Origin of the sequence: Shewanella sp. HL-SH4, assembly GCF_051164845.1 — a bacterium.
Classification (GTDB): domain Bacteria; phylum Pseudomonadota; class Gammaproteobacteria; order Enterobacterales; family Shewanellaceae; genus Shewanella; species Shewanella glacialimarina.
On the sequence record NZ_CP195037.1, the window covers coordinates 3236706 to 3255583 of the forward strand.

The 18878-nt window shown below is 40.8% G+C and carries 14 protein-coding genes; 8 read left to right on the forward strand and 6 right to left on the reverse strand.

Features of this window, described 5'->3' with window-relative positions; translation table 11 throughout:
• Positions 1-3: 3 nt before the first annotated feature.
• The 4 genes from pgi to ACRWQL_RS15250 all read right to left on the reverse strand — a co-directional run bounded on the left by pgi (position 4) and on the right by ACRWQL_RS15250 (position 6870).
• On the reverse strand, positions 4-1638 hold the full coding sequence (gene pgi / locus ACRWQL_RS15235; RefSeq protein WP_434950829.1) for a glucose-6-phosphate isomerase: 1635 nt from the start codon (positions 1636-1638) through the stop codon (positions 4-6).
• A gap of 17 nt (positions 1639-1655) precedes the next feature.
• The gene (tal, locus tag ACRWQL_RS15240) at positions 1656-2609 is read right to left on the reverse strand and encodes a transaldolase (RefSeq protein WP_434926860.1); all 954 of its coding nucleotides are present in this window, start codon (positions 2607-2609) and stop codon (positions 1656-1658) included.
• A 291-nt stretch (positions 2610-2900) separates the two neighbouring features.
• Positions 2901-4019, reverse strand: coding sequence for an OmpA family protein (locus tag ACRWQL_RS15245; protein WP_434950830.1), 1119 nt, complete (start codon positions 4017-4019; stop codon positions 2901-2903).
• 484 nt (positions 4020-4503) lie between these two features.
• Positions 4504-6870 (reverse strand): phosphoketolase family protein, encoded by a 2367-nt coding sequence (locus tag ACRWQL_RS15250; protein ID WP_434950832.1) that lies wholly within the window; start codon positions 6868-6870, stop codon positions 4504-4506.
• A gap of 511 nt (positions 6871-7381) precedes the next feature.
• On the opposite strand from ACRWQL_RS15250, the gene ACRWQL_RS15255 reads away from it, so the two are divergent.
• Both ACRWQL_RS15255 and yaaA read left to right on the forward strand, forming a co-directional pair.
• Positions 7382-8818, forward strand: coding sequence for an alanine/glycine:cation symporter family protein (locus ACRWQL_RS15255; protein ID WP_434931978.1), 1437 nt, complete (start codon positions 7382-7384; stop codon positions 8816-8818).
• 124 nt (positions 8819-8942) lie between these two features.
• Positions 8943-9719 (forward strand): peroxide stress protein YaaA, encoded by a 777-nt coding sequence (gene yaaA, locus ACRWQL_RS15260; RefSeq protein WP_434950834.1) that lies wholly within the window; start codon positions 8943-8945, stop codon positions 9717-9719.
• Positions 9720-9874: 155 nt separating this feature from the next.
• Here the strand turns inward: yaaA and ACRWQL_RS15265 are convergent, their stop codons facing one another.
• Positions 9875-11314 (reverse strand): M20/M25/M40 family metallo-hydrolase, encoded by a 1440-nt coding sequence (locus ACRWQL_RS15265; RefSeq protein ID WP_434950835.1) that lies wholly within the window; start codon positions 11312-11314, stop codon positions 9875-9877.
• A gap of 134 nt (positions 11315-11448) precedes the next feature.
• Here ACRWQL_RS15265 and ACRWQL_RS15270 point away from each other — a divergent pair, with 134 nt between their 5' ends.
• Complete coding sequence (locus ACRWQL_RS15270) at positions 11449-11745, forward strand: ArsR/SmtB family transcription factor (RefSeq protein WP_226415862.1); 297 nt, start codon at positions 11449-11451, stop codon at positions 11743-11745.
• A 167-nt stretch (positions 11746-11912) separates the two neighbouring features.
• Here ACRWQL_RS15270 and rpsT read toward each other — a convergent pair whose 3' ends face one another.
• Positions 11913-12179 (reverse strand): 30S ribosomal protein S20, encoded by a 267-nt coding sequence (rpsT, locus tag ACRWQL_RS15275; protein ID WP_226414009.1) that lies wholly within the window; start codon positions 12177-12179, stop codon positions 11913-11915.
• A gap of 257 nt (positions 12180-12436) precedes the next feature.
• On the opposite strand from rpsT, the gene murJ reads away from it, so the two are divergent.
• From murJ to fkpB, 5 genes are all read left to right on the forward strand, one after another.
• The gene (gene murJ / locus ACRWQL_RS15280; protein ID WP_434950837.1) at positions 12437-14005 is read left to right on the forward strand and encodes a murein biosynthesis integral membrane protein MurJ; all 1569 of its coding nucleotides are present in this window, start codon (positions 12437-12439) and stop codon (positions 14003-14005) included.
• 111 nt (positions 14006-14116) lie between these two features.
• A complete protein-coding gene (ribF, locus tag ACRWQL_RS15285; protein ID WP_434950839.1) occupies positions 14117-15052 on the forward strand; it encodes a bifunctional riboflavin kinase/FAD synthetase in 936 nt (311 codons plus the stop codon).
• A 30-nt stretch (positions 15053-15082) separates the two neighbouring features.
• Positions 15083-17905 carry an isoleucine--tRNA ligase gene (gene ileS, locus ACRWQL_RS15290; RefSeq protein ID WP_434950840.1) on the forward strand — a complete coding sequence of 941 codons (2823 nt, stop codon included), beginning with the start codon at positions 15083-15085 and terminating at the stop codon, positions 17903-17905.
• A 12-nt stretch (positions 17906-17917) separates the two neighbouring features.
• Positions 17918-18436, forward strand: coding sequence for a signal peptidase II (lspA, locus tag ACRWQL_RS15295; RefSeq protein WP_434950842.1), 519 nt, complete (start codon positions 17918-17920; stop codon positions 18434-18436).
• Positions 18433-18876 carry an FKBP-type peptidyl-prolyl cis-trans isomerase gene (gene fkpB, locus ACRWQL_RS15300; protein ID WP_226414019.1) on the forward strand — a complete coding sequence of 148 codons (444 nt, stop codon included), beginning with the start codon at positions 18433-18435 and terminating at the stop codon, positions 18874-18876. The genes lspA and fkpB overlap by 4 nt, the downstream gene beginning before the upstream one ends.
• Positions 18877-18878: the final 2 nt, after the last annotated feature.

Consider the following 18878-nt stretch of genomic DNA (forward strand, 5'->3'; position numbering starts at 1 on the left):
TGGTTAAATCTGCCCTTGACGATACAAATTGATTAAGGAATTACTGGAACAATCTAATTCATTTGCATTCTGGTCAGCTCCAATCCGGTCGAGTACATCGTTGCCGAGTAATTTACCTAATTCAACTCCCCATTGGTCAAAGGAGTTAATCTGCCAAATGACACCTTGAACAAATGTTCTGTGCTCATATAAAGCAATTAAAGCACCTAAGGTTCGAGGTGTCAGTTTATCCATTAATAAAGTGTTGCTGGGTTTGTTACCAGACATTACTTTGTGTTTGGCAATCAGCTGCTTTTGGGCATCATCAAGCTTGCTTGTGCTCATTTCGGCTAATGCTTCTTCGTATGTACGACCTTGCATTAATGCCTGAGTTTGGCCAAAGCAATTTGATGCCAGTTGATTGTGATGCTCACCAAGCGGATTATGACTTTGTAATGGCATGATAAAGTCAGCAGGAATAAGTGCAGTACCTTGATGCAATAGCTGATGGTATGCATGTTGCCCATTGGTGCCTTCGCCGCCCCAAATAACAGGACCTGTGCTGTAATCAACAGTTTGCCCTTCTAAAGTGACCGACTTGCCGTTGCTTTCCATATCAAGTTGCTGGAAATAAGCAGGTAAACCACGTAAATAGTGATCATAAGTTAAAATGACATGGGACTGTGCACTATGAAAATTACTATATAACACAGATAGCATTCCCATAATGACTGGCATGTTTTGTTCTAGCGGTGCTTGCTGAAAATGTTGGTCCATGTCAAAGGCACCGGATAATAATTGTTTAAAATTATCCATACCCACAACCAGTGCTATCGGTAAACCAATCGCTGACCATAAAGAATAGCGGCCACCGACCCAATCCCACATAGGAAAAATATTGTCGGCATCCATACCAAACTCAGTCGCTTTCGCGACATTTGAGGTAACAGCCACAAAGTGCTGGGCAACGTCGCTCTGTGATGCCCCTTGTGCTAAAAACCACTCTTTTGCGCTTAGCGTATTAGTAAGCGTTTCTTGCGTGCTAAACGACTTTGATGACATGACAAATAACGTGGTCTCAGCGTTCAAACCCTTCAATTTCTCACAAATCGATGTAGCATCCACATTGGCAACAAAATGACAATTTAGTCCTTGCCAATAAGGTCTTAACGCCTGAGTTACTATTTTAGGGCCTAGAAAAGATCCGCCAATACCAATACTAACGATATCTGTAATCGCTTTTCCTGTGTAGCCTTTCCATTGACCACTTTGTACTTGCTCAACAAACTTAGCCATTTTGGTAAGAGTTTGCTGTACTTCAGGAACAATGTTTTTTCCGTCAGCTTTAATATCTTGGTCAGCCATACTGCGAAGTGCGGTATGAAGTACTGCACGTTGCTCAGTATTGTTGATAATGTCACCGGAAAACATTGCGGTGATTTTATCTTGTAGCTGAGCTTCATTAGCAAGTTTAAATAACAACGCCAAGGTTTCTTTATCAGCACGGTTTTTTGAGTAATCTAGCAGTAAACCACAGCTTTTGAGATGCATTGAGTCAAAACGTTGTTTGTCTTGACTAAATAGCTCACGCATGTGAGGCAGCGCAGCTGCATTACTAATTAACTGTTGCCATGTAGCTGATTGTGTTAATTGAGTCATTAATTCACATTCCTTGTTTAGCTTAACTTCTCTTTTAGCATGACCTCAAGTTTACCTTGGTCAATCGCAAAATTACGAATACCTTCAGCAAGTTTATCAACCGCCATTGGATCTTCATTAAATGCCCAACGGAATTCTGCTTCAGTTAGCGCAGTAGGTGCGGTTGATGATGCCGGTACCGCTTTAAGTTTTTCAGTAACAAGGATATCAGTATTGGCTAACTCTTCTAATAGAGCCGGTCCAATGGTTAAGCGATCGCAACCTGCTAATTCGATGATTTCGCCGATATTACGGAAGCTCGCCCCCATTACAACCGTGCTATAGCCGTGTTGTTTGTAGTAATCATAGATTTCAGTAACCGAAATAACCCCAGGATCCGTTTCCGCAGTGTAATCTTTACCAGTATCTTTCTTGTACCAGTCAAGAATACGGCCTACAAAGGGAGAAATAAGATAAACACCAGCCTCTGCACAAGCTCTTGCTTGAGCAAAGCTAAATAATAGGGTTAAGTTACAGTTAATGCCTTCTTGCTCTAACTCTTTAGCTGCGCATATGCCTTCCCAGGTAGATGCTAATTTAATTAGAATGCGTGATTTATCAATTCCAGCTTCTTTATAAAGCTTGATAAGCTTATGTGCCTTATCAATAGAGCCTTGCTTGTCGAAAGAAAGACGCGCATCTACTTCAGTAGAAATACGGCCTGGGACAAGTTTTAGAATCTCAACGCCAATGTTTACCGCAAGCTTATCACCGGCATCTTCAATTTGTTGTGCTTGATCGTTGCTTTGGTTTTTTGCCCAGCTAACAGCATTTTCGATTAAAGAGGCATATTCAGGAATTTGTGCAGCTTTCAAAATTAACGATGGATTTGTGGTTGCATCTTCTGGTTGATAGCGTTTTATTGCTTCAATGTCACCGGTATCTGCGACAATAGTAGTGAATGCTTTGAGTTGAGCGAGTGCGTTGGCCATGTGACGTTTCCTCTCGATAAAAAATGGTTATTTTACTTCCTTTATTAAACGCGATTTTACTCTTTATTCCAACGTTTTGGTAAAAAAATTACCAAATGTTGCACTGTTTTGCTTAATTTTTGTTTTTTATTGTTGTTAAATTTCGAATTTAGTGCAAATTTATGTTTATTTAATTGGGTGATAAAAACATAAATATGACTAATAGTAGATGTTTAGAGAAGTTTATTATTGTTCAGTAAATAAAAAAGCCGCTGATATCAGCGGCTTTTCGTTAAATCGATTAGTATTAAATTATTTTAATACAGCACGTTTTTCAGTACCAGTAACGATAGCTTCAATACGACGGTTCTGTCTATGAGCTTCAGCAGTGTTACCTTCAACTACAGGCTTAGTTACACCATAACCGATAGATTTAATACGGTTTGCACTGATGCCGTATTTCGATGTAAGGGCATTAGCAACTGAACTCGCACGACGGTCAGATAGAGCCATGTTATATGCTGGTTTACCTACGTTTGACGCATGGCCTTCAACAATAACGGTATGCTCTGGGTTTTTCTTCATGTAGTTAGCTAATTTCTCTAGATCAGAGAATGAAGCTTGATTAATTACTGCAGAGTCATTAGCGAATAAGATGCCACCTAAGTCATGCTTAGTTGTCGCTAATTCATATACTGTACAGCCAGTCGCATCCACTTTGTGGTTACTTGGTGTATTAGGACATTTGTCTAAACGATCAACAACGCCATCAGAGTCAGAGTCAGCATCGGCAGCAACAACTACTACTGGTGCAACAACAGCTGCAACAGGTGCCGCTTTTACTGAACCAAAACGGTAGCTTAACTCAAGACCCCAGTAGTTACTTTCCATAGAAAGTGTGTTCCACTTTTCTTCGTCCAAGTTTTCGTAACGACGGTATTTAGCTGCTAGCTTTAAGTTGTCAGTGAAGTTATAACCAATACCTGCGCCAATATATGGTGCAATACCATTGTCGCTATAATACTCAGTATCCCACTGTTTTTTGTTAGAAATAAGATAGTTCATTGCACCAGCTTCAGCTGATAAAGACCATTTGTTTGCAAATGGGTAAAATGCAACTAAACCTAAAGACATACCACGAGCACCAACATCGTTTAACTTGTTGCTGTAGTCAGTCCATTCGGCACGGCCTAGGTCGCGATAACCTAATTCCACACCAAAATAATCATTGAATAAATATCCGCCGAATACATCCCAAGCATATGGGTCATCTTCGCCACATACTTTCATGGTTTTTTGATCACAGTTTGGCTCGTAGTTATTTACGCCTAAACCGCCACCAACGTACCAAGGTGTTAATTCTTCAGCAGCTGAAGCTGCAAAAGGTAACATTGAGGTCAGTAATACTACTTTTAATATGTTCTTCATCATTTATAAGTCCATTGTTATTAATACTTCACCAATATACCGGTCACATGTTTTTTCAAGTCGAATCGGTATTGCCAACACTTATTGTGGTGAGTCTTATCTGTATTAGTTGACGAGGCGGATTATGGGAGTAAAAACTATCAATTGCCAGTGATAAAGAAGTATTTATTGTCTTATTTTGCAAATAAGTAGTCATTTATTTATTGACAAAACGATTTTGTGTAGGTTTTTTAAACTGTTTGTTGGTTGTATTTTTGTATGAATATTCAGTTGGATATCCCACTAGAACTGAACTGGGGGATGCGTTATTCAACATAGTAAACATTTTTACACCTTTTTAGGATAAAAATATCAGATTATTGGTATTTAGCTGTGGAAATAAAAAATGCGCCCCAAAAAGAGCGCATCGTTTGTTGTCGTTTTATAGCATCACGTAACTAGATTATTTGTTAATAAATGCTATTGGGCTTTATTTATAGGCTCAATGTTAGCGAGTCCATACCCAGTTTTCGATTTCAACAGGATCTACCCCATTTGCCTTGATGTAGTTTTTATGGTCAACCAAGCGTTGTAACATATCAGTGGTAATACGAACGTGTTGAGTTTCGTCAATTACGCCTTGTTGGAACAATTTATACGCCATGTCGATAACTAAGTGGTAGCGAGAGGTGCCGTTACGTACGCCCATATCAAACGGTGTAGTCGTTGAACCTTCTTCTTCATAACCCTTAATACGGAAACGACGGTTACCTTTATAATCAAATACTAGCTTCTTAATGGTGTTTGGGTAACCGTGGTAGTTAAATACCACGCCTTTATCTTCTGTAAAGACTTCATCCATCATCCAAGGCTTGCTTTGGAACTCAAGACTACCTAAGCCACTGCTGTGAAGTTCTGACACACTCACAAAGCGAATGCGTACCCGTGGTAGAATTTCACGAATTAGTACTAGTGAAGCCATACATTCTTGAGTTGCATAATCGCCACAACCGGCTAAAACAACATCAGGATTATTATCAGAGGCGAAATCCCACACCATCATGCCGTCTTTAGCTTGCTTACGAGCTTCGTCTAATGACAACCATTGTGGTAGTGATTTCTTACCAGCAACAATGATGTTTAGTTTGTCACGATCAGCATAAGCTTTTTCGGTATACACCAAAGTACTGTTAGCATCTGCTGGTAAATAAGCAGAAATAATGTTTGGGTGCTTCTCAAGCATAGCACCTAGGAAAGACGGATTCTGATGAGAATAACCGTTGTGATCTTGACGCTCTAGTAACGAAGACAGTACCACGTTACACGCTGGAATTGGCTTGCGGAAATGGATGTCTTGACTTGCATGGACGTATTTACAGTATTGGTCAGCCATAGATGACACAACTTGAGAGAAAGCCTCATAAGTTGGGAACATACCGTGACGGCCCGTTACTGTGTAACCGTGTAACATACCGAAAAGTAAGTTTTCAGATAATAGTTCAATTACACGACCGTCGCGAGACATATCCTCATCCCAGCTCTCAATTGGCCACTGCCAAGCGCGATCTGTTTCTTCAAACACAGCTTGAAGTTGGTTTGAATAAGTTTCATCTGGGCTGAAAATACGCAGGTTACGTTGATCGCGGTTTAATTTGAATGCATCACGCATCCACTGACCCATTTTCAACATTGAGTAACCACGTTGACCGCGAGGAGTTTCAGCGCCGTAACCTAATTTTACTAAGTCTGGATTGGTTAATGCACGAACGACTTCGCCACCGTAGCTCAAACGTTGACGACCACAACAAAGATCTTTAGGTGGCATCAAAGACATAATGTCTTTATCAAATACTAATTCGCCAGCCTCAGTAGTTTGTACAAGTTCATCAAATTTGTAGCTAGCTAACCATTGATCAAGTGCATCTAAATGACCTTTGTCGGTTGCACAGTTATTGACGATGACTTGATGAGATTCACAGTTACCCGCGAGCTTTTTACCATCATATTCAGTAGTACCAGTCCAGCCTTTTGCTGTTCTCATTAAAATCACTGGCCAGCGTGGTTTAACAACATCTTCGCCAGAGCGTGCACGGCGTTGAATGTCATTGATCATGTCATAGGACAAGTCCATTGCCGCTAACATCTGTTCGAAGATATCAGTATCAAGTTCATCATCAACAATAATTGGATGATAACCAAGACCACGGAATTCTAAATCAAGCTCTTCATGACTCATGCGGCCCATACGGGTTGGGCCAGAGATTTTATAACCATTGATATGCACGATTGGAAGAACTGCGCCGTTATTTTTAGGTGATACCAAACGGTTAGCATACCAAGATGCTGCTAGTGGGCCTGTTTCAGCTTCACCGTCACCGATTAAGCAGGCAGCAATCAGATTTGGATTATCTAGCACAGAACCCCATGCAACAGACAATGAATAGCCAAGTTCGCCACCTTCTAAGATTTGTCCTGGTGCTTCTGGGTTAGCATGCGAAGGATAGCCATAGGCTGCAGAGAATTTTTTACAGATATCTTCGATACCGGTTTCTGTATAAGGAATTGTCTCTGGATAGAAATGGCTTAATGAACCTTCCATGAATAGGTTGGCCTGTACTGCAGGAAAACCATGACCAGGGCCAACAAGGTAGATGAACTCACGATTATGTTTAACAATAAGACGGTTTACGTTAGCGTAGACAAAGTTAATACCTGGGCAAGTTCCCCAATGGCCTAGTAATCTAGGTTTAATATCAGTGTGTTCAAGCTTACGTTTATAAAGTACGTTTTGCTTCAAATAAATTTGCGAAGTTGCAAGGAAGTTAGTAGCTCGAACAAACTTTTTGAGTGCGATAATTTCATTAGCATTTGTCATATTGACCTCATTAAAACGAGAAAAATTGAATGTTAGTCTTAATTTGAGAACACTGTATTTCATTTTGAGAGTCAATAATGTGTTGTGGATCTAACTTTTGTTAATTAGGTGGTGATATTTCACTGAGAGTTATGTTGTATTTGTTGTTATGTTGGTTTTATAAAGTGGAGGATTGTTATGCTGTTGTTGATCTGAGGGCGATAAAGTGATTTTTACGTTGAATTTATTAAGTTCTAATTGACTGCCTGTGCTAATTTGTTTGCAAAGAACATCATCGAATATCTTAATTAGTCTGAATGCAATTTCAAACTAAATTAGAGATCATTGGTTGAAAAGGTATAATAAGCCAAGCCACAAGACTGGTTTTTAATTAATAAAAATATAAACCAATAATAATCAAGCAATTAAAATAACTTTATATGTCGTGATTACAGCATCTATACCCAGCTATAAATAAGATTGTTACACGATAGATTGAGTTATTCCAAAGGAATAGATAAGCATTATGGCAATGTTAGAAAAAATAATTAATTATTTAAACGGCCTACTTTGGGGCGAGCTATTAGTTTATGGGCTGGTTGGAGCTGGCTTATATTTTACGATACGCCTTGGGTTTATTCAGTTTACTCAGTTTGGTCACGGCCTTAAATTACTCGCCATTAGCCGTAGACCGGGTAAAAATGGATTATCTTCGTTTCAAGTTTTTTGTACCAGTATGGCTGCTAGAGTCGGTGCAGGTAATATGGCTGGTGTTGCTTTTGCTATAGGGGTAGCAGGTCCTGGTGCCGTTTTTTGGATGTGGGCTATTGCTGTTTTAGGCATGGCCACAGCGATGATCGAATCCACTCTTGCTCAAGTTTATAAAGTAAAAGATGTTGATGGGCAATATCGAGGCGGTCCTTCTTACTATATGGAGCAAGGCTTAGGACAGCGTTGGATGGGGGTGTTATTTTCTGTTCTCTTAATTATCTGTTTTGGTTTGGTCTTCAATGCAGTTCAAGCTAATACAATAGCCGGTGCGATGACCGCTGTATTTGATGTTGATGCACTCTATGTCGGTATTTTGATTACGTTATTCAGTGGCGTGGTTATTATGGGGGGATTAAGAAAGGTTGCTAAAGTATCGGAATTTGTTGTCCCTTTTATGGCATTAGTTTATATCATTATGGCGTTTATTGTCGTACTGATAAATATTGAGGAACTACCAAGAGTATTTATGCTCGTTATCAATAGTGCATTTGGATGGCAAGAAGCTGCTGGTGGCGCTATTGCATATAGTGTCTCGCAAGCTATGCAGGCTGGTATAGCTCGTGGGTTATTTTCAAATGAAGCGGGTATGGGTAGTGCTGCTAACATTGCAGCAAGTGCTTCACCCAACCCAAACCATCCAGCATCACAAGGTTATATACAAATGATGGGGGTCTTTTTTGATACTATCGTTATTTGTACCGCAACGGCGGCAATAATATTGCTTTCGGGTGATGCAGCTGGATCTGGTGAAGGCATTGGCATGACAATCAATGCATTAACTTTCCATGTTGGTTCGTGGGGCGGTGCCTTTATTGCTTTTGCTATCTTGTTATTCTGTTTTACCTCAATTATTGCAAATTACTCTTACGCCGAAACTAACATCATGTTTTTGTCTGGCAACAGCAAAAAAGCGTTACCTTTATTTAGACTTGTTGTATTAGGTATGGTGATGTTTGGTGCTATGGCTAAAATTGGTTTGGTATGGGATTTAGCTGATGTGTCCATGGGACTGATGGCACTGGTTAACATTGTCGCGATAATGTTACTTTCAGGATTGGCGATTAGGGTCATTAATGACTATCGTCAGCAAGTTAAAGAAGGAAAAGATCCGGTATTTGATACCAGTAAATTTCCTGAGCTAGCCGATCAATTGGAAGAACAAATCTGGCCTGACTTATCTGCTAGTAACAAAAAATAAGCCGCTATTGTTTTTTGTGCATTGATTAAAGGCGTTAGGGTAATCGAAAAAGCCATGCTGAATCAGCATGGTTTTTTTATATCAGTCACGTATTATGTGGTGTATTCAGATAAAGGAGTTAGCCATGCTGGTTTTAGTCTCACCTGCCAAAACATTAGATTTTGAACAGCCGCCGATAACGGCAACGTTTACTCAACCGACATTATTATCCCATAGCGAAACACTGATAAAGATATGTCGGCAACTTACGCCTGTTGATATTGCTAGTTTAATGAAAGTTAGCGATAAAATAGCAGGTTTGAATGCTGCCCGTTTTGAGCAGTGGCAACCTGATTTCACTCCAATCAATGCCAAGCAAGCGATGTTCGCTTTCAGAGGGGATGTCTATACCGGATTTGATGCAGATAGCTTATCAGAGTCGCAAATTCACTCAGCACAGCAACATATGCGTATTTTGTCAGGTTTATATGGCTTGCTAAAACCCCTCGATTTAATCCAACCTTATCGCTTAGAAATGGGCACCAAATTAGCTAACTCAGCTGGAAATAATTTATATGCCTTTTGGGGGGAGATTATTACCAATGAAGTGAATAAGGCATTAGCAGAGCAGGGTGATGACATCATCGTCAATCTAGCCTCTAATGAGTACTTTAAATCAGTTAAAGTCAAACAGCTTGAGGGGCAACTTATTACCCCAATTTTTAAAGATTGTAAGAATGGTCAATATAAGATAATTAGCTTTTATGCCAAAAAAGCGCGCGGTTTGATGGCAAGGTATATTGTCAATAATCAACCTAAGACATTAGAGCAGTTAACTGAATTTGACTTAGAGGGCTACTATTACAGCCCTGAACAGTCCAAGTTAGATAGTCCGGTTTTTTTACGTGATGAGCAACACTAGTGTTTATTAATATTTTCAGATGAATATATAGTCAAAAGTCGGTTCAGTTTAGTCATAAAAAAATGCCCTTTTCGTTAAGGGCATTTTTATGGATAAAACATTCAATAAATATAACCTAGCAGAATAGTAAGTTGAGTTGGCTCACTTGACGGTAATTACTCCGATTTAGCGAGTGGCCTTAGCTCAATTTCAGATTGCGCCATCATATAAGCAAATTGCACATATGCTGCTACATTTTGGGCTAGTGCCTTTGGGTCGATTTTATCCAAAGTATCATTAGGGGTGTGATGATAATCAAAATAATCTGTACCATCTTGTTTTAACGATGCCACTGGCACACCTAAACTTGGCATCATAGAAACATCCGGCCCACCAGAGGCGTCATTTGATCCTAAAGCAATCCCATTTAATGTCATCGCCGACACCTGATGCTGAATTTGGCTAAAGCTTGTCGGTGCAACATTAAAATCAATTTGATAAACAGGACCAGCACCAAAATCAGATTCTGCTGCTATGTAATGCTTTTCTAATTCATTGGCATGCATCTCTGCGTAGGCTTTTCCACCGACTAAACCGACTTCTTCAGCAGCGTAGAGTACAATGCGGATAGTACGAGCAGGCTTTTGTGGTAAATCTTGAATTAATTTGGCTGCGGCGGTAACAATCGCAACTCCTGCTCCGTCATCAATAGCGCCCGTACCCTCGTCCCACGAATCTAGATGCGCGCCTATTAAGACAATTTCATCTGGTTTACTACTGCCTGTCACCTCTGCTATTACATTGTAAGATGTGGCAATACCTAAGTTTTCAGATGTCATATTCAACGACATAACAATATTGGGGTCCCGTGTTAACATGGCGTTGATTAAGTCGGCATCAGGTGCTGACATTGCCGCCGCGGGAATTTTAGGCACATCTTCTTGGTAACGCATCATACCCGTATGAGCCATACGGTCATGATCAGTCCCAATTGAGCGTATCACAACCGCAACAGCGCCTTTTTTTGCCGCTTCTACAGCTCCTTTAGAGCGTCCGCCAACAGTAATACCATATCCGTTGCCATCTTTATGCCGTTCAGTCTTATGGTCGATAAAAACAATCTTGCCCTCAATACGCCCAGGTGAGGCTAAAGTGAGTTCCTCTAATGACTCAAAACGTACTATAGGTGCTTGAATGCCTGTCTCTGGCGTACCAATACTGCCACCAAGGGCTGTAATCACCAAAGGTTGCTCAAACGGTGACACAATACTGGCCGAAGTCATTATCCCTCTAGACCATGCTGGAACTTGGACTGATTCTTTATAGACTTTATCAAAGCCCATCAGCCACAGTTTTTCCATTGCCCATTCGACAGCCATAATATCTTTATCTGTACCAGCTAATCGCGGCCCTACCTCTACGGTGAGTGACTCAACAATATCGTAGGCTCTGTTTGAATTAAGGGCTTGTTGCGCTAACAGTTGACTGATTTGCGCATCCTCAGAGTCATTAATCACTCGTTTAATCGATTTAGGTTGTGATGGTGTTGTTTGCTGGCAGCCAAATAATGCCACTGCAAATAAAGCTGTTAAGCTGACGTGCTTATAATTTCTCATGAGTTTCCTTCAAATATTCTAACTATGTCTCACTTTTTTAAACAATCTACCAAAAAGTGTGCTTTATGTCCCGACTCTATTTTTAAGGTGACGCTATATTAGGCAAATGTTAGATGAGGAGAGTATTTTAGGTGATGGATATAGAAAAAATGCAGCAACAAGCCGACCATGCCGTTGTCTTATTAAAAGCGCTAGCGAATGAACGCAGACTGTTTATTTTATGCCACCTGCTTAATGATGGTGAAATGTGTGTAGGTGATATGAATAAAAAGCTAGGGCTAAGCCAGTCTGCTTTATCGCAACACCTTGCATGGTTAAGAAAGGATAATCTAGTTGGCACACGTAAAGAGGCACAAACCGTTTATTACTCATTAAAAAGCGATGAAGTAAAAGCGCTTATTCAAGTGCTGAATAATATGTACTGCCACTAAGCTGTCTTCTTTCAAGCCTTAATCGCTATTTAGCGATTAAGGCTTTTTATTATCTGTCACATAATCAATACTATTGGTCGGCTTAAATGCTTACATCGAATACATATGCTGAATTTTAAACGTAAAAAAAACCGGCCTAGGCCGGTTTTTTGAGATTGATTACTGAATTAAGCAACTAGTGCTTTGATTCTAGCATTCAAACGTGACTTTTGACGGCCAGCTCTATTCTTGTGAATAAGGCCTTTTGTCGCCATACGGTCAACTATTGGTTGTGCAACTGCGAACGCTTCTGTAGCCGCTTTGTGGTCACCGCTTTTGATAGCAGCGATGACTTTCTTAACGTATGTACGTAACATTGAGCGACGGCTTGCATTATGCTGACGACGCTTTTCAGACTGAAGCGCGCGCTTCTTTGCAGACTTGCTATTAGCCAAGGTGCAACTCCTAAAAACTGGATTTGATACTTTTAAAGGCCGAGGAATATGCCTGCTTTAAGTCGCTTTGTCAACGACTAAAATTGAAATCTCATCATAAATGATAAAATATACAATCGGCGTGCTTATCTTCAACCCACTCGTGTAATATGTGGCGTAATTCTAACAGCTCTTTAGCCTATGTGACAGAGTTTGCTTAGAATATTTGCAACAAATACCATTAAATTTTATGGGCAAGATGAGCTTTTGGGGGTCAATTGAGTAAAAAGTTAATTAAATCAGGTGTCGTTGTCAGTGCTATGACATTGATTTCTCGTGTGATGGGGTTAGTGCGTGATGTTGTTATTGCTAACTTAATGGGTGCAGGAAGTAGCGCGGATGTTTTTTTCTTTGCTAACAAAATACCTAACTTTTTACGCCGCCTATTTGCCGAAGGTGCTTTTGCACAAGCTTTTGTGCCTGTGTTAACTGAATATCAAGAAAAGCATTCCCCTGAAGAAACCCGGGAGTTACTCGGAAAAGTTACCGGTACGCTTGGTTTGCTGGTGACGATAGTAACCTTAGTTGGTGTTATTGGCTCTCCTATACTTACAGCATTATTCGGCGGCGGTTGGTTTTTAGACTGGTTGAACGATGGCCCCAATGCCGAGAAATTCGAGCTTGCGTCTTTAATGCTTAAAATCACCTTCCCTTATCTGTGGTTTATCACTTTTACTGCGCTAGCAGGATCAATCTTAAATACCAGAGGCCGGTTTGCTGTATCGGCATTTACCCCGGTTTTTCTTAACATAGCAATCATCGGGTTTGCTTTATACATCTCTCCGACTATGGAAAACCCAGAAATTGGATTGGCATGGGGAGTTTTTGTTGGTGGTCTGGTGCAGTTTGTATTTCAAATCCCTTTTTTAATTCAAGAGCGCGCTTTAGTTAAACCTTCTTGGGGGTGGCATCATCCTGGTGTCGTTAAGATTCGCACTTTAATGCTGCCAGCACTGTTTGGGGTATCGGTTTCTCAAATCAATTTGCTGTTTGATACTTTTATTGCCAGCTTCTTAATGACGGGCTCGATTAGTTGGCTGTATTACGCAGATAGGTTACTTGAATTTCCACTCGGATTATTTGGTATTGCTATCGCAACGGTAATTTTACCAGCACTCTCGAGAAAGCATATTAATGCTGAAGGGGAGGGGTTTCGTCAAACAATGGATTGGGGCGTTAAAGCTATTTTACTATTAGGTATGCCTGCTATGTTTGGCTTGATTTTGCTCGCGCAACCTATGTTAATGGTGTTATTCATGCGCGGGGCATTTAGTCTCACCGATGTTGAAATGGCTTCATACAGTTTAGTTGCTTATGGTGCAGGCTTGCTGAGTTTTATGATGATTAAAGTATTAGCGCCAGGTTATTATTCTAGGCATGATACAAAAACACCGGTTAAATTCGGTATTATTGCCATGGTAACTAACATGGTGTTTAACCTTATATTTGCTATTCCATTCGGCTATGTAGGTTTAGCAATAGCGACATCCTTATCGGCATTGCTTAATGCTGGTTTGTTATATAGCGGTTTACATAAGGCTGGGGTTTACAATCTTAGCCGCGCAACATTGATATTTGCGCTTAAAATTGTCATCGCGACAGCGGTCATGTCTGCAATGTTATGGTATTTTTTACCCGTTCAATCGCAATGGCTTAGTTGGAGCATTAGTGAAAGAATGATGGCGTTAGTCGCGCTTATTTGTAGCGGCGCATTAACTTATCTGGTTACCTTACTTTTGCTCGGTGTCAGACCATGGAAAATAAAAACAGCCCCAGTGATTCTTTAAACGCAGATTTATAGTCGCTTAATAGAGTTATTGGGTTTAAGTGGATAGCGGTTTGGGTATATAATCTGCCGATTTACTATTAATAAACAATTTTAGGCAAGCATTGGCGTAATGGAATTAATCCGCGGTATACACAATTTATTACCTTCTCATCATGGTTGCGTGCTAAGCATAGGCAACTTTGATGGTGTTCACCGTGGCCATGCTGAGGTGATCCGTAATTTGGTAAGTAAAGCGCACCATTTTCAACTGCCTGCGACCATAATGACATTTGAGCCACAACCCCAAGAGTTGTTTCGTGGAGAGCATGCTCCAGCAAGGTTAAGCCTTTTAAGAGATAAAGTCCGTTTATTGGACGAATTAGAAATTGACCGCCTATTATGTGTTAATTTCACACGATCTTTTGCCAGTCAACCCGCTCAGGCGTTTATTGAAGAATTATTGGTTAACAAACTAGGTGTTAAATACCTGGTTGTCGGTGACGACTTTTGCTTTGGGAAAGGGCGTGAAGGCAATTTTGAGATGCTGGTAGCCGCAGGTAAGCAGTTTGGTTTCAGCGTAGTCAGCACTCAAAGCTTTGTCGTTGGAACTCACAGAGTGAGTTCAACTTTAGTACGTGAAGAGCTCATGCTAGGTCATTTAGAACAAGCAAGACGGTTATTGGGTCATCCATTTATGTTGAGTGGTAAAGTGGCTCATGGGCAAAAAATTGGTAGAACTATCGGTTTTCCAACAGCAAATATTGCGTTAAAAAGAAAAGTCGTGCCGATACGCGGTGTATTTGCAGTACGATTTTTTTGGCATGGTAGTGATGTATATGAAGGTGTTGCAAATGTGGGCTTTCGCCCGACAGTGCAAGGCCAAGTTTGTCAGTTGGAAGTGCACTTATTTGATTTTGATGGTGACTTATATGGCAAGCGAGTAGAAGTTGAATTAGTGGCTAAAATCCGTGACGAACAACCTTTTGAGTCATTGGATGCACTAAAAAAACAAATTTTGAATGATGCGAATGAAGCTAAGGCTTTATTCTGCTTTGATGCAAGCTGATTATTCAGCTTAATTAACGGTATGGGATCAATGAGCGACTATAAACTGACTTTGAATTTGCCGGAAACTGAGTTTCCGATGCGCGGTAATTTAGCTAATCGCGAGCCAGAAATGTTAAATCGCTGGACGCAGGATGGGTTATATCAACACATTCGTGAACATAGAGCTGGCCGTAAACCGTTTATTTTGCACGATGGCCCTCCTTATGCGAATGGCAGTATTCATATTGGTCACTCTGTAAACAAAATCCTAAAAGACATTATTATTAAATCAAAAACCATGTCTGGTTTTGATGCGCCTTATATCCCTGGTTGGGATTGTCACGGTTTGCCGATCGAGTTAAAAGTCGAGCAAAAAGTGGGCAAGCCAGGGCAGAAAATTTCCGCGGCTGAATTTCGTGAAGAGTGTCGTAAATATGCGGCTATTCAGGTAGATGGTCAGCGCGATGACTTCATTCGTTTAGGTGTGCTAGGTGACTGGCAAAACCCTTACCTCACCATGGATTTCACTACTGAAGCTAACATTGTGCGTTCATTAGCCAAAGTTATTGACAGCGGCCATTTACACAAAGGTGTAAAGCCAGTGCATTGGTGTACTGACTGTGGCTCAGCACTTGCTGAAGCTGAAGTTGAATATGAAGATAAAACATCACCAGCGATTGATGTTGCTTTTGAAGCGACAGATAGTGCTGTTGTTGCAGCAAAATTTGCTGTAGAAAATTATCCTCATCCAGTATCAATGGCTATTTGGACCACAACACCGTGGACATTACCGGCTAACCGCGCGTTATCTTTAAGCCCTGAGTTTACCTATAGCTTAGTGGAGTTTACTAAAGACAGTGTGACAGCGGCTGTGATTTTAGGCCAAGTGTTGGTTGAATCATGTGTTGAACGTTATGGATTTGATTCACATAAAATTATTGGTGAAGTCAAAGGTGCTGAGCTTGAACTGACTCGTTTTAAACACCCATTTTTAAGCTTTGATGTGCCTGCGATTCTTGGTGACCATGTTACCACTGAAGCGGGTACGGGTATTGTTCACACTGCACCAGGGCACGGTCAAGACGACTTTGTTGTTGGCCAGTTATACGGTTTAGAAGTGGCCAACCCTGTTGGCGATAACGGTGTATTCAAACCTGATACTGAGTTCTTTGCCGGTCAACACGTGTTTAAAGCCAATGACAATGTAGTCGCACTATTAACGGAAAAGGGCGCACTGCTTAATCACGTTGCTTATCGTCATAGCTATCCGCATTGCTGGCGCCACAAAACACCGATTATATTCCGTGCAACACCGCAGTGGTTCATCTCAATGGACAACAAAGGTTTACGTGCACAAGCTTTAGCTGAAATCAAGAAAACGCATTGGCTACCAGATTGGGGTCAAAGTCGTATTGAAAAAATGGTTGAAAACCGCCCAGATTGGTGTATTTCACGCCAACGTACCTGGGGTGTACCAATCACATTATTTGTACACCGTGAAACCGATGAGATACATCCAGATAGCGTGTCATTGATGGAACGTATTGCCCATAGAATTGAGCAACAAGGCATTCAAGCTTGGTGGGACTTAGATGAATCAGAATTATTAGGTGAAGAAGCCTCTCAGTATCGTAAAGTTACTGACACCTTAGATGTTTGGTATGACTCAGGCTCTTCATTCTCATCTGTTGTTGCGGCGCGTCCAGAGTTTCAAGGCCATGACATTGATTTATACCTTGAAGGTAGCGATCAACACCGCGGCTGGTTTATGTCATCACTGATGATTTCTACCGCGATGAACGGCAAAGCGCCTTATAAGCAAGTACTTACACACGGATTTACCGTTGATGGTAAAGGCCGTAAAATGTCTAAATCAGTTGGTAATGTGATTGCGCCGTTGCAAGTAACCAATAAGTTGGGTGCCGATATTCTGCGCTTATGGGTCGCGGCAACCGATTATAGCGGTGAAATGACTGTTTCTGATGAGATTTTAAATCGTAGCGCCGATGCGTATCGCCGTATTCGAAATACCGCTCGTTTCTTGTTGGCTAACTTAAGCGGCTTTAACCCAGAAACCGATATGGTAGCGCCAGAAGATATGGTGGCATTAGATCGCTGGGTAATGCGTCGTGCTGATGCACTACAAAATGAAATTATTGCCGCGTACGATCAGTATAATTTCCACTTAGTGACTCAAAAGTTAATGCAGTTCTGTTCAATTGAATTAGGTGCATTCTACTTAGATATCATTAAGGATCGTCAATATACCGCCAAGCAAGATGGTAATGCTCGTCGTAGCTGTCAATCGGCATTATTCCATATTTCTGAAGCTATGGTACGTTGGATCACCCCAATTTTAAGCTTCACCGCAGATGAAATCTGGCAATTGTTACCAGGCAAACGCGATAAGTATGTGTTTACTGAAGAATGGTATCAAGGGCTACAGTCTGTCACTCTTGAAAGCGATTTAAGTGATGATTACTGGCAGAAGCTGCTTGCTGTTCGTAATGAAGTGAATAAAGTGATTGAACAAGCCCGCCGTGATAAACGTGTAGGTGGTTCATTAGAAGCTGAAGTGACTTTATTTGCCGATGCAGAACTTGCCGCAGAGCTAGCTAAGTTAGATGACGAGTTACGTTTTGTATTATTAACCTCAAAAGCGGTAGTTGCGCCTTTAGCTGATGCACCAGCAGATGCTGTAGTAACTGAACTTGAAAATCTAAAATTAGTGGTAACTAAAAGTGAAGCGCAGAAATGCGAGCGTTGCTGGCATCACCGTGAAGAAGTTAGCACCATTGAAGCCCACCCAACATTGTGTCAACGCTGTGTGACCAATATTGAAGGTGAAGGCGAACAACGTGAGTTTGCATAGGGATAGAATGTTATGAGTACTGTTCCATTAAATTGGAAGGACAGTGGCTTGCGTTGGTATTGGGTAGCTGTATTTGTGTTTATTGCAGATCAGTTATCTAAACAATGGGTACTGGAAAACTTTGATTTATATGAATCAATTCAGTTATTGCCATTTTTCAATTTTACTTATGTACGAAATTACGGCGCTGCATTTAGTTTTTTAAGTGATGCCGGAGGTTGGCAACGTTGGTTTTTTGCGGTTATTGCGATAGGTTTTAGTACCTTGTTAACCATCTGGTTAAGAAAGCAGTCACATCAATTGTTACGTACAAACCTTGCTTACACACTCGTTATTGGTGGCGCATTAGGTAATTTAGTTGATCGTTTAATGCATGGCTTCGTAGTGGACTTTATAGATTTCTATTGGAAAACTAGCCACTACCCAGCATTTAATATTGCTGACTCCGCTATTTTTATTGGCGCAATATTAATTCTGTGGGAAGCCTTTAAGCCTGATGTTGCTCAAACTGAGCAGGAGCAATCAAAGTGACCGATTTAAATAAACCCGATAACCATGCAATTTTATGCCATATGAACCTTATTTTAGAAGATGGTTCAACCGCAGATAGCACCAAAGCATCAGGTAAACCTGCGCGGTTTAATTTAGGCGATCAAAGCCTGAGCCCAGCGTTAGAAGCACAAATTAAACATTTATCTGAGGGTGATAAACATACTTTCACCCTGGATGCTAAAGATGCTTTTGGCGAGTCAAACCCTGATGCTATTCATCATATGGACCGCAGTCGTTTTCCAGCTAACATGAAGTTAGAAGCTGGGGTTATTGTCAGTTTTTCGGGCCCAGGCGGCAGCGAAATTCCAGGTATTGTGCGTGAAACAATAGGTGACTCTATTACTGTGGATCTAAATCATCCATTGGCTGGGCATAAAATCACTTTTGAGCTAGATGTTGTACAGGTTATCACGGAGTAAAC

Coding starts and splice junctions, on each gene's coding strand:
- ileS (WP_434950840.1), top strand. CDS start 15,083: ATGAGCGACTATAAACTGACTTTGAATTTGCCGGAAACTGAGTTTCCG.
- pgi (WP_434950829.1), bottom strand. CDS start 1,638: ATGACTCAATTAACACAATCAGCTACATGGCAACAGTTAATTAGTAAT.
- lspA (WP_434950842.1), top strand. CDS start 17,918: ATGAGTACTGTTCCATTAAATTGGAAGGACAGTGGCTTGCGTTGGTAT.
- tal (WP_434926860.1), bottom strand. CDS start 2,609: ATGGCCAACGCACTCGCTCAACTCAAAGCATTCACTACTATTGTCGCA.
- ACRWQL_RS15265 (WP_434950835.1), bottom strand. CDS start 11,314: ATGAGAAATTATAAGCACGTCAGCTTAACAGCTTTATTTGCAGTGGCA.
- yaaA (WP_434950834.1), top strand. CDS start 8,943: ATGCTGGTTTTAGTCTCACCTGCCAAAACATTAGATTTTGAACAGCCG.
- ACRWQL_RS15250 (WP_434950832.1), bottom strand. CDS start 6,870: ATGACAAATGCTAATGAAATTATCGCACTCAAAAAGTTTGTTCGAGCT.
- ribF (WP_434950839.1), top strand. CDS start 14,117: ATGGAATTAATCCGCGGTATACACAATTTATTACCTTCTCATCATGGT.
- ACRWQL_RS15255 (WP_434931978.1), top strand. CDS start 7,382: ATGTTAGAAAAAATAATTAATTATTTAAACGGCCTACTTTGGGGCGAG.
- ACRWQL_RS15245 (WP_434950830.1), bottom strand. CDS start 4,019: ATGATGAAGAACATATTAAAAGTAGTATTACTGACCTCAATGTTACCT.
- ACRWQL_RS15270 (WP_226415862.1), top strand. CDS start 11,449: ATGGATATAGAAAAAATGCAGCAACAAGCCGACCATGCCGTTGTCTTA.